We start from the raw sequence: 11608 nt of genomic DNA, 5'->3' as shown, positions 1-11608 counted from the left end.
TCAGCCATGCCTGAAGGGGACACCGTCTGGCGAGCCTGCAAGCGGCTCAATCAGGCGCTCGCCGGGCAGGAACTGGTCCGCACGGACTTCCGAGTGCCGTCGCTCGCGACGACAGACCTCAGCGGCCGGACGATGACGGAGGTCGTTGCGCGGGGCAAACACATCCTGATGCGGATCTCGGGCGGCGTGACGCTGCACAGCCACTTCCGGATGGACGGAAGCTGGCATCTGTACCGCCCAGGCGAGCGGTGGCACGGAGGGCCTGATCATCAGGTCAGGGCGGTGCTCGAGACCGCGCCTTGGACGGCCGTCGGCTACCGGCTGCCGGTCCTCGATCTGGTGGCCACCGACGACGAGGACAGCGTCGTGGGGCATCTCGGTCCGGATCTGCTCTCGCCGTCGTTCGACCGGGCTGTCGCGATCTCCAACGTCGAGTCCGACGCCGGACGGACGATCAGCGAGGCACTGCTCGACCAACGGAACCTCGCCGGGATCGGAAACTTCTATCGCGTCGAGGTCTGCTTTCTGCTCGGTCTGCATCCGTGGCGCCCCGTGTCGGCAGTCGATGTCCCTGCTGCGGTCGACCTCAGCCGGAAGCTGATGAAGGCCAACGTGCGCAACGGCACCCAGGTCAGTACCGGCGTCGACCGGCCCGGGCAACGCTCCTGGGTGTTCGAGCGCGCCGGCAAGGCCTGCCGCCGCTGCGGTACGACGATCGTCTCCGCGATGCTCGGCGAACCAACTCGGGAGCGAGTCACGTACTGGTGCCCCGCCTGCCAGCCGGAAGTCTGATCTCCGGGAACTGCCCTGTGGACAACTCCATCGGCGGGGTCGACCACGGATATCTTCTCTGACGCATCGAACAACTGTTCGAGCGAAAGGAGACGGTGATGTGTGACGCGTGCGGCGGTGTGGCCGACGAGCAGTACTCACGGCAGATCGAGCGGAACATCCGGACCTACGGCTGGACGATGCAGTACGTCGAGGGCGACGGCGCCCGCAATCCAGCCTTCGGGTACACGCTCGGCCTCAGCCTGTACCGGCATCCGGAGATCATCGTCTTCGACCCGGAGCCGTGCTCGGCGTACCTCGGGCTCAAGTCGCTCGCCTGGGCGGTGATGGAGGGCACCCAGTTCGACGAGGGCGATGACCTGTCCGACTTCTTCCCGCCGCCGGAAAGAGCAGAACTGCTCCGATTTCCAGACTCGGCACTGCACCTGTACACGGCGAACCAGATGTTCCGGCAGCCAGGTTGCGCGCCGCTCCCGGCGCTGCAGCTCCTCTGGCCGAGCCGGACAGCTCTGATCCAGCCGTGCAGCAGTCCAACGCCCGAAGGCGGTACGCGATGACTCGAAGCTCAGGCGGCCGAAGCCACGACCTCGGGCTCGATAGCCGGGTGGGCCAGCACCAGCGCCTCTTCGCGCGCCAAGTCCTCGCTCACTTCGGCGAAGACCGTCGACAGCGGCACATCGAGCGCCATACAGATCGCTGCCAGCAACTCGCTGGAGGCTTCCTTCTGACCACGCTCGACCTCGGACAGGTAGCCGAGGCTCACCCGAGCGTCGGCGGACACCTCGCGGAGAGTACGTCCCTGGCGCAGCCGCTTACGCCGCAGTACGTCGCCCAGCAGGCCACGAACCAGCACCATGAGGTTTCTCCCTTCCACCTGTCCGGCCGCGTCTACTCGCACGGTAGCGCGACCGTAGGAACCAACGGTACCTGCTGCTGGGTCACTACCCGACGCAATGTCCACCTTCGGTGCGCCGTGCCAGTCTGCCTTACCTGTCCCCATGGTGGTCTCAACACCCCGTTCAGTCGAGTTCTTCCGCCACAACTGTGGCTCCGAGTTCGAGAACTGCCTGGACACTCGCCTCGCGTATCGCCGCCCGATCACCGGTCAATTGCAGCTTCCGCACCTGGACGGAGTCCGCACCGGCCGCTGCGACGTACACCGTGCCGGCCACGATCCCCGCCTGCGGGTCGGGACCAGCCACACCGGTCGTCGCGAGCCCGTAATCGGCCTCCAGACGCTCTCGCACCCCGATGGCCAAGGCCGCAGCCGTGTCCGGGTGCACGGGGCCCACAGCCGCCAGCAGATCCTCCGGCACGCCCGCGAGCTTGGCCTTCAGGTCAGTCGCGTAAACCACCACGCCACCCCGATACACAGCCGACACCCCCGGTACGTCCGTGAGAACCGCCCCAACCATCCCCCCAGTCAACGACTCAGCCGTCGCAACCGTCACGCTCCGCTCCAGCAACAACTCCACGAACCGCCCAACTGCCGCCTCAACACCGTCACCAGCCACCCGCCACCTCCGTCGCTCCAGCCAGTACCTGTACTCAACACCAACGCCGTACGTGACCCCGCCAACACACGCCAGCCCGTCCCTGATGTGCCGACCCATCGCTAAACTCCAGGAAATGCCGAGGCCGACCGCAGGACGAGCCAAGCCGGAGGGTCGCGCGCGCTCACTCGCTCAGGTCTATCGCCGCTTCGCCGAGAGCGACGCGAGCAAGAGCTCTCCCCTCAACCGCCGGATCGCGCTCGCGCTGAGCGAGTCCGACGAGGCGCTCGCCGCCATCGAGACAGCATCACCCCGGAAGCGCAACCCAACACTCATCCTCGCCGCGCTCCACTACCTCGCCCTCACCGATCAAGCCCCCGCCCTCGCCGCGGCTTTCGCCCAGACAACGAACGCTCCGACCGACTCAACCAACAGCGCAACTACTGATGAACCGGGTGTAGGCGGTGGATCGCTGGGTGGCTCCGGATATCGCCGGAGTGATGCGGCGGCGACTGCGGCTGCTGAGGCCGTGGTGCAGATGCGGGACTCCCTGGTCTCGCTTGCCGAGAGCCGGACTGTGCGTTCGAACGAGAGCGGACGGTACGCCGTGTTGTACCCGGCCGTCGCGGAGGTAGCGCGGCGGGTCGATGCGGAAGCGATTGCACTGATTGACGTGGGGCGGGCCGGTGGGCTCAACCTCAATGTCGATCGGGTTGGGATTGCGTACAGCGACGGGCAATCGTTGGGCGACTCAGGTTCGTCGGTGCAGGTGTCGGCCTCGATCGTGGGCGACCGACGTTTGCCGGCGGGTGCAATTCCACAGGTAGTCCGCAGAGCGGTCGTGGACGTCGATCCGGTGGATGTCACAGACGTCGATCAGACGCGGTGGTTGCGTGCCTGTCTGCCCCCAGATGACGGCGACGGGCTGGCGCTGCTCGGCGCCGAACTCGAACTGGCGGGTGCTGCAGCGCCAACGCTGATCCGCGGTGAACCCGTCGACATGTTGCCTCATGCGCTCGCTCAAGTGCCTGCGGACGTGGTGCCCGTTGTCACCACGACCTGGGCGTTGTCGAATGTTCCGCTCGAGGGTCGGCTGCGGTTCTTTCAACATCTCAACGACGCGGCCACCCACCGCCCGGTCGCGTGGGTCGCAGTCGAGGGCGTCGGCGTCGCCCCGGCAATCCCAACCTTCGGCGACCGCCGCGCCTCAGGCCACAGCATCATCAGCCTCGCGACCTTCAGCCACAGCTCCCTACACGCCGAATCAGTAGGCCGAACCTGGTCCCGAGGCAAGCTCCTCTCCTGGCTAGTGCCGTGACAAGAAACGTTGAGGTCGTCCATCAGCTCAGCGCGTCCCCCGGGTTATCCGACCCTGGAGGGTTTCCCCAAGCCATCCCCCCGGCCAGGCACCCCAGCCAGGAATTCGAGCGGTTCACCCCTGATGTTGTCCCTGTGCAGTTGGCATGCCGCGTGGGAACGGACCATTTCTGAGGTGAACCACCCAAACGGCACCACGACGGCGCGCGGGGCTGTGCCGGGCGCGGGCCGAGGCGGCGCGCCGCGCGGAGCGTGGGCGGGACGTGGGCCGAGACGGTGCCTGGGCAAGGCGCGGTGCGGGACGTAGGCCGGAGCAGAGGGCCAGCGTGGGGCGGGGACTGACCGTTGGGTCGCGGTGTGAGGTCGCGGTGTGAGGTCGCGGTGTGAGGTCGCGGTGTGAGGTCGCGGTGTGAGGTCGCGGTGTGAGGCGGGTTATGGGAGGGGGCGTTTGGCGGCGGCTCGGAGGCGGAGGGCTCGGCCTACGTAGTCGATGCCGGTTACTACGGTGACCAGGACTGCGGCGGCCATGATGGTTACGGCGGTCCAGTGGAGGATGGCTACGTCTTGCCACGGTAGGAGGTAGAGGCCCAGGGCGATCGCCTGGAGGACCGTCTTCAGTTTGCCGCCGCGGCTGGCGGGCATGACGCCGTGGCGGATGACCCAGAAGCGGAGGGCGGTGACGCCCCATTCGCGGACCATCACGAGGATGGTGACCCACCACGGGAGTTCGCCGAGGTACGAGAGACCGAGGAAGGCGGCGCCGGTCAGGGCCTTGTCGGCGATCGGGTCGGCGACCTTGCCGAAGTTCGTGACCAGGTTCCAGCGCCGGGCGATGTCGCCGTCGAAGCGGTCGGTGACGATCGCGACGACGAACACCGCGGTGGCGAGAAGGCGGTTGTCGGTGGTGTGACCGCCCTCGCGGAGAAGGAGCCAGACGAACAGCGGTACCAGGACCAGCCGGAGAACCGTGAGAGCGTTCGGCAGGTTCCAGGCGCTGGGCGCGTGGAGGTGACTGCCGGCTGCACGGGGCGCCGGGTTCGTCGGCGGGTTGGTCACGCGGTCAGGTTAACTGCCGAACGGGCGTCCGGCGCCGTGACGAGGGCCGCGAATTCGGCGATCAGGTCGACGCCGTCGCTCGCCACCACCTTCGCGGACACCAGATCGCCGACCTTGATGCCGTCCGGGAGGCCCGTCACCGTCGTGACGCCGTCCACCTCGGGACCCTGGTGCGCGGCGCGTCCCTCCGCCGTCCGGCCGGAGGCGAGCAGCCCACGATCGCCCGATTCGTCGCCCACGAGCTGCTCGGAGTCGGCACCTGCCACGTTTGCGTTCGCTGCGCGGTCCGCCGCGTCCGTGGCTTCGCCGGCCGGAGCGGAGATGCCGGCGCTTGCCGCTCCAGTGCCGGAGGAGGCGGTCGCGTCGGCGTCGGCGGGTTCGGGGTTGAGGGATTCGATGAGGACTTCGAGGAGTTCGCCGATGCGGGACTCGGCTCGGGCGGAGGTGAGGTCTTCGGCGAGGCGGGTGACCCGGTCGAGGCGGGCGGCGATGGTGTCCTCGTCGAGTTTGCCGTCGTAGGTCTCGGCCTCGGTGCCGTCCTCGTCGGAGTAGCCGAAGACGCCGATCGCGTCGAGGCCGGCGCGGGACAGGAAGTCGCAGAGGATGTCGACGTCTTCTTCGGTCTCGCCGGGGAAGCCGACGATGACGTTGCTGCGGATCCCGGCGGTCGGGGCGGCGGCGCGGACCTGGGCGATGAGTTCGAGGAAGCGTTCGGAGTCGCCGAAGCGGCGCATCCGGCGGAGCAACGGGCCCGAAGCGTGCTGGAACGAGAGGTCGAAGTACGGGACCACGCCAGGGGTCGACGACATCGCGGTGATCAGGGTGGGGCGCATCTCGGCAGGCTGCAGGTACGAGACGCGGACGCGGGTGATGCCGGCGACCTGGGCGATCTCGCCGACGAGGGTCTCCAGGAGACGGAGGTCGCCGAGGTCCTTGCCGTAGGAGGTGGAGTTCTCGGAGACCAGGAAGAGTTCGCGTACGCCGTTCTCCGCGAGCCACTCGGCCTCGCGGAGGACCTCGGCGGGGCGGCGGGACATGAAGGCGCCGCGGAACATCGGGATGGCGCAGAACGCGCAGCGGCGGTCGCAGCCGGAGGCGAGCTTCAGCGGGGCCATCGGACCGCCGTCGAGGCGGCGGCGCAGGACGCGGGGGCCGCTGGCTGGGGCCAGTTCGAGGTCGGGGGCGTCGATCTTCAGCTCTTCGGGGGCGCCGGTGACGAAACGTCCCTTGAGGCCGGCGGGCTCGGGCGTTGCGCCGTCCGTCTGCGTCGGCCGCAGCGCGGCGGGAATGTGGTCACCCAGCACCGGACCGGTCGCGGAGCCGCTCGTGACGGAACCCCCGGCCGGGGCGCCCCCGGAAGCACCCGAGGCGGCCAAAGCGGAGCCGTCTGACGGAGCACCCGCGAGCGTCTCGGCGGTTGTTGCGCCCAGGTTGCCGTGGCCGGGGATTGCTACGCCTTCAGTGGCGTGGCGGTCGGCGGGCGCGAGCGGGAGAAGCTTGCGGCGGTCGCGGGGGACGTGGGCCTGGTGCTTGGTGCCGGAGAGGATCGCGCGGAGACGGTCCGAGATGTCGGTGTAGTCGTCGAAGCTGAGGACCGCGTCCGTCTCCGGGAGGGCTTCGGCGAGCTGCTCGCCGTACCGCTCGGCCAGGCAGCCGACCGCGACGACGGCCTGGGTGCGGCCGGAGTCCTTGTAGTCGGCGGCCGCCAGCAGCGTGTCGACCGAGTCCTTCTTCGCGGCCTCGACGAAGCCGCAGGTATTCACCACCACGGTGTCCGCCTCGGCGGCATCGTCGACGAGCCGGAAGCCACCGGCTTCGAGCCGGCCGGCCAGTTCCTCGGAGTCGACATCGTTGCGGGCACAGCCCAGCGTGACCAGGGCGACGGTGGTGGGTGGCGTAGTCATCGCTACGAGTATGACCCGCGGTACACGCCGCGACCTAACTCACCAGCGGATCTCACACCCCGGGCTCAGGAGGCGGTCTTGCCGATCGTGCCGTTCGGGTGGGCAGTGAACTTGTAGAGCTTGGTGTCGAGGCGTTTGCCGTTCAGGACGATGATCAGGTTCGCGGGGTTGCCGACGGTCACGCGGATGTCGCCGGAACTGGTGACCGACTGCGCGATGCCGGGGCTGAGGCGGCCCTGGAACAGGCGCCGGTTCTTCTTGTCCCGGATCGTCAGGTAGGTGCCGTCGTTCTTCGCGGTCAGCGTCAACGCGGTCTTCAGGACCGGTGGCTTGGGCGTCTTCGGCTTCGTGGTCGGCTGGACCGTCGGCTTCGACGACGCCTTCGGGGTCGGCGTGGTGACGGTCGCCGTGGTGGTCGCGGTCTTGGACGCGTTGGCCTCGATGTCGTTGGGCAGTGTGAAGAGCCGCACCATGCCCCAGCCCATCAGAATGACCAGGATCGCGCCGACCACCAGAGCCCAGCGTGGGCGGGCCGGCCGCAGCGTCGGGCCCTTGACCGCGGCTCGTTCCTCGCGGCGCGACTTCTCCTCCTCGACGGCGTGTTCGGCGTCGAAGGTGGCCAGCAGTGGCGCGGGATCGGCCTTGACCACGCGAGCGATCGACCGGATGTGTCCACGGGCGTAGAAATTCCCGCCGCAGCGGGAGAAATCGTCGGCCTCCATGGCGATCAGCAGCCCGGTTCTGATCCGGGTCGCGGCACTCAGCTGCTCGATCGTCATGTCGGCCCGTTCGCGGGCCGCCGTGAGCTCGCTGCCGATGCTCACGTCCCCACCATCCTCTCCATCGCTCGGCGTTGTCGCACGGAGCGTCGACGCCCACCTGGCCGGCGACCGGTCCGCCGACACCAACTCAACGCCGTTGGTACGGCGGGGTCACGGACCACTCAGAGTTGTTCTCTGACCGGACATCTGGCATCCGCCAGCATGTGCAGAGCCTGCACAACCTCCCCATTCGACGGCCGAGCCGTCAACCCGAACGGTATCGCGAGTGAGGATCCGGTGAGTCGACGGTTCGCATCGGTTGTCTTACGGGTCGAACTCGGCATCGCACCCAGGATCGGCCCAGGATCCTGCAGGTGTACGGCGATCCGCCCGTCGTCGAGCGGATGCCGGCGCTGCAGCACCGTCACCTCTTCGATGTCCTCCCACCGCGTACCGATCCACTCGTTGCCGATTCGCAGCCGGATGCCGACGTCGTCCGCGACCAGCATGTCCCCCACCGTCAGGGCGCGGGCGCACACCACCGCGAGGACGGCGAAGGCGGCGGCGACGATCCAGCGCAGGATGCCGGTCGGACTCGTGGACGCCGACGCGGCGAAGCCGATCGCCACCAGCGCGGCGCCGACGGCCAGTCCGCCGTGCACCTTCTGGGAGGCGTGCACGGTGAACGGCGTCGGCTCCGGGTCGACGTCGAATCGTTCCTGCCTGGGCAGTGCGCTCGCCGCGGTCACGGTCTCACTCTCCTCGGAGGGTGCTGATGAAGTCCTCTAGGTCGTCGGGTTTGACCAGCACGTCCCTGGCCTTCGAACCTTCACTGGGACCGACGACGCCGCGGCTCTCCAGGATGTCCATCAGCCGGCCGGCCTTGGCGAAACCGACGCGGAGCTTACGCTGCAACATCGACGTGGAACCGAACTGGGTGGAAACGATCAGCTCCGCGGCCTGCACCACCAGGTCGAGGTCGTCGCCGATCTCGTCGTCGAGGTCCTTGCTCGGCCCCGGCGCCGCGGTGACGTCCTCACGGTACGTCGGCTGCAACTGCTCCTTGCAGTGTTCGACGACGACGTGGATCTCGTTCTCGGTGACCCACGCGCCCTGGATACGCATCGGTTTGCTCGCGCCCATCGGCAGGAACAGGCCGTCACCCTGACCGACCAGCTTCTCCGCGCCGGGCTGGTCCAGGATGACCCGGCTGTCGGCCAGCGACGAGGTCGCGAACGCCAGCCGGGACGGCACGTTCGCCTTGATCAGACCGGTGACGACGTCCACCGACGGCCGCTGGGTGGCGAGCACCAGGTGGATGCCGGCGGCGCGCGCCAGCTGGGTGATCCGGACGATCGAGTCCTCGACGTCGCGCGGCGCGACCATCATCAGGTCGGCGAGCTCGTCGACGATCACCAGCAGATACGGGTACGGCGAGAGCACGCGCTCGGACCCCGGTGGCGGCTTCACCTTGCCCGCCTTGACCGCCTTGTTGAAGTCGTCGACGTGCCGGAAGCCGAAGGCCGCGAGGTCGTCGTACCGCATGTCCATCTCGCGGACGACCCACTGCAGCGCCTCGGCCGCCTTCTTGGCGTTGGTGATGATCGGCGTGATCAGGTGCGGGATGCCCTCGTAGTTGTTCAGCTCGACCCGCTTCGGGTCGACGAGGATCATCCGGACCTCGTCCGGCGTCGCGCGCATCAGGATCGAGGTGATCAGCGAGTTGACGAACGACGACTTACCCGAGCCGGTCGCGCCGGCGACCAGCAGGTGCGGCATCTTCGCCATGTTCGCGACCACGAAACCGCCCTCGACGTCCTTGCCGAGTCCGGCCACCATCGGGTGGTGGTCGTTGCGGGCGGTCGCCGAGCGGATCACGTCGCCGAGGCTGACGGTCTCCTTGTCGGTGTTCGGGATCTCGATGCCGATCGCGGACTTGCCCGGGATCGGCGACAGGATCCGGACGTCGGCCGACGCGACGGCGTACGCGATGTTCTTCGAGAGGGCGGTGACCTTCTCGACCTTGACCGCGGAGCCGAGCTCGACCTCGTACCGCGTGACGGTCGGGCCACGGGTGTAGCCGGTGACCTGGGCGTCGATGCCGAACTGCTCGAACACCTCGGTCAGCCGGTCGACGACCTGGTCCGAGGCCTTCGTGCGGGCCTTGTGCACCGAACCGGGCTTCAGCATCTGGCCGTCGGGCAACGTGTACGTGATGTCGCCGGACAGGCTCAGCTGCTCGACCCGCTGCGGCAGCGGCGTATGCGGCGGCGGCTCGGGAGGCGGCGTGGACGACGAGGACTTGCTCGAGACGGCGGGCGCCTCGTCGACCGGCTCCGGCGCCGAAGCGGCGCCCTCGGCGTCGACGTCGTAGGCGCCCTCTTCCGGCTCAGGCGTCTTCGTCTTCCGTCCACGCTTGGCGATCTCGCGGTCCTGAAGCACGGGCGAGTCGTACGGCTTGACCGTCGGGTCGCCGTCGTCCTCGAGCTCCGCCTTCGCGCGGCGCTGCTTGCGCGTCAACCGGACCGTGTCATCGGTCGGCGCGGCCTGGACGGACGGCGCGTCCTCGGGCAGCTCGGTCCGTCCCATCAGTACGTCGAACGCCGCGCGGAACCGCAGCGGGATCGAGTACACCGGCGTACCGGTGACGACCAGCGCGCCGAAGATCGCGAGCAGCACGAGCAGCGGCGCCGCGACGTACTGCGTGAGCAGGTCGGAGAGGAACGACGAGATGAAGTACCCGATCGCGCCACCGGCGTCGCGCAGCGGCGCGTCGGCCGGGTTGCTGGGGCGGGGCAGACCGTTGGCGATGTGGATCAGGCCGAGTACGCCGAGGCAGACAGCGGTCCACCCGATGACCTGCCGGCCGGCCGGACCGTTGCGGTCGGGGTTACGCAGTGTGCGGACCGCGATCAGCAGCAGCATCAACGGCAGCGCCCAACCGAGCATGCCGATGCTGCCGCCGACGACCGTCCGGACACCGTTGCCGACCGCGCCCGGGAGGTCCCACCAGATCGCGGCGGCCACGACGACCGACAGACCGATCAGGAACAGCCCGGCACCGTCGCGGCGGTGCTCCGGCTCGAGGTCGCGGGCGCTGTTGCCGATCCCCCGCACCATGCTGCCGAGCAGGTGCGCGATACCGATCCAGACCTTCACCACTCCGCGACACAGAGCGAGCATGGCGGCCGCGAACGGGCCCGGTCCGCTGTTTTTGGGCGTGCTGGTCCGTGCGGCGGAAGTTCCACCGCGCTTCGTGCTCTGCCCACGCTTCTGGGCGCCGGACGGACGGGAGCGTCCACCAGCAGCCGAACGGGCCGTGCTCGGCCGTTTGGCTGCCGACTTCTGCGCCCGCGCCGGGGAAGACGTGCGGGTCGCCATACTCCTCAGGCTACCCCGATCACCCCTTGAGTCCCACGTGTCACACGCCGATCACGCTGCCCCATCCGTAGCGTCACAGCGTCGAGACTCGCCTCCGGAACCGGACGAGATGCCAGATCACGACGTACCACCCGAGAGCGGCCAGGCCGCCCGACACGAGCCCGGAGAGCAGCAGCCGTACGGCGGTTTCGCCGCCCAACTCACCGCCCAACTCACCGCCCAACTCACTGTCCGCGCGGCCGAGTTCGACGATCGCTCCGGTCGCCGCGAGGACGATCCCGCCGGCGAGGACGACGTACCGCACCCAGGGGGCGACGTGGTCACCCGGAGTGATCGGAGTCGGCGTCGACCGGCGGTACCAGCGGTAGAGCCAGACGCCGAGAACCAGACAGCCGCCGACGGTGCTGACGTACTGGAGGATCCGATTGACGTCCCAAGCCGGCGTCACGGCGGCGCGGAAGACGTCGGGGAAGTGACGGACGAAATAGCCGTCGCCGTGGGTGAAGGAGTCCCAGATGACGTGAGTCAGGGCACCGAGGATGGCTGAGACAACTGTCCACAGGAGAACTCGAGCGCCTGGCACCCGCGGAATCAGCCGCGCGGACGGAAGGCGTGCAGCGAGCGGCTGTGGCGCGAGGGCGATCAGCGGGCGTTTGAGGACCACGGTGAAGACCGCGAGCAACAGCAGAGCCAACAGCGGGTCGAGCCAGAGGGCCGACGTGAACTCGTGTGTCAGCGTCAGTGTGAAGTTGCCGCTGATGTACTGCGTGGCGAACCGGTAGATCGGGTCGACGTACAGCAGGTCGGGCGCGACCGCGCCGGCGACCAGCGCCGAGGCGACGAGCGGCCGGCGGACCAGCGGGAGGACGGCCGCGGGGTGGGCCAGCGTGAAGGGCACACCCCG

General features: G+C 68.7%; 11 protein-coding genes. 3 read left to right on the top strand and 8 right to left on the bottom strand.

Annotated elements, in window-relative coordinates:
• Nucleotides 1-6: 6 nt before the first annotated feature.
• Nucleotides 7-792 carry an Fpg/Nei family DNA glycosylase gene (locus ACFYRH_RS13545; protein WP_387773140.1) on the top strand — a complete coding sequence of 262 codons (786 nt, stop codon included), beginning with the start codon at nt 7-9 and terminating at the stop codon, nt 790-792.
• Nucleotides 793-890: 98 nt separating this feature from the next.
• Entirely contained in the window at nt 891-1349 is a 459-nt protein-coding gene (locus ACFYRH_RS13540) for a DUF4262 domain-containing protein (RefSeq protein ID WP_387773137.1), read from the top strand.
• 8 nt (nt 1350-1357) lie between these two features.
• Here the strand turns inward: ACFYRH_RS13540 and ACFYRH_RS13535 are convergent, their stop codons facing one another.
• Together ACFYRH_RS13535 and ACFYRH_RS13530 are read right to left on the bottom strand one after the other, a co-directional pair.
• Nucleotides 1358-1648 (bottom strand): helix-turn-helix domain-containing protein, encoded by a 291-nt coding sequence (locus tag ACFYRH_RS13535; RefSeq protein ID WP_167213467.1) that lies wholly within the window; start codon nt 1646-1648, stop codon nt 1358-1360.
• Between the two features lie 163 nt (nt 1649-1811).
• Nucleotides 1812-2405, bottom strand: coding sequence for a CinA family protein (locus ACFYRH_RS13530; protein WP_387773134.1), 594 nt, complete (start codon nt 2403-2405; stop codon nt 1812-1814).
• 16 nt (nt 2406-2421) lie between these two features.
• On the opposite strand from ACFYRH_RS13530, the gene ACFYRH_RS13525 reads away from it, so the two are divergent.
• Entirely contained in the window at nt 2422-3603 is a 1182-nt protein-coding gene (locus ACFYRH_RS13525) for a DUF2332 domain-containing protein (RefSeq protein ID WP_387773131.1), read from the top strand.
• A gap of 431 nt (nt 3604-4034) precedes the next feature.
• Here ACFYRH_RS13525 and pgsA read toward each other — a convergent pair whose 3' ends face one another.
• The 6 genes from pgsA to ACFYRH_RS13495 form a co-directional block, all read right to left on the bottom strand.
• Nucleotides 4035-4658, bottom strand: coding sequence for a CDP-diacylglycerol--glycerol-3-phosphate 3-phosphatidyltransferase (gene pgsA, locus ACFYRH_RS13520; RefSeq protein ID WP_387773128.1), 624 nt, complete (start codon nt 4656-4658; stop codon nt 4035-4037).
• Nucleotides 4655-6562, bottom strand: coding sequence for a MiaB/RimO family radical SAM methylthiotransferase (locus ACFYRH_RS13515; RefSeq protein ID WP_387773125.1), 1908 nt, complete (start codon nt 6560-6562; stop codon nt 4655-4657). Before ACFYRH_RS13515 ends, pgsA begins: the two co-directional genes overlap by 4 nt.
• 65 nt (nt 6563-6627) lie before the next feature.
• The gene (locus ACFYRH_RS13510) at nt 6628-7386 is read right to left on the bottom strand and encodes a helix-turn-helix domain-containing protein (RefSeq protein WP_387773122.1); all 759 of its coding nucleotides are present in this window, start codon (nt 7384-7386) and stop codon (nt 6628-6630) included.
• 119 nt (nt 7387-7505) lie between these two features.
• Nucleotides 7506-8072 (bottom strand): hypothetical protein, encoded by a 567-nt coding sequence (locus tag ACFYRH_RS13505; RefSeq protein WP_387773119.1) that lies wholly within the window; start codon nt 8070-8072, stop codon nt 7506-7508.
• A gap of 4 nt (nt 8073-8076) precedes the next feature.
• Nucleotides 8077-10506 (bottom strand): DNA translocase FtsK 4TM domain-containing protein, encoded by a 2430-nt coding sequence (locus tag ACFYRH_RS13500; RefSeq protein ID WP_387773116.1) that lies wholly within the window; start codon nt 10504-10506, stop codon nt 8077-8079.
• Between the two features lie 271 nt (nt 10507-10777).
• The gene (locus ACFYRH_RS13495) at nt 10778-11602 is read right to left on the bottom strand and encodes a DUF4184 family protein (RefSeq protein WP_387773113.1); all 825 of its coding nucleotides are present in this window, start codon (nt 11600-11602) and stop codon (nt 10778-10780) included.
• Between the last annotated feature and the right edge of the window lie 6 nt (nt 11603-11608).

Origin of the sequence: Kribbella sp. NPDC004875 (genome assembly GCF_042873375.1) — a bacterium.
Taxonomy (GTDB): Bacteria; Actinomycetota; Actinomycetes; order Propionibacteriales; family Kribbellaceae; genus Kribbella.
Note: the sequence above shows the minus strand (reverse complement) of the source record. Positions and strands in the feature narration are given on the sequence as shown.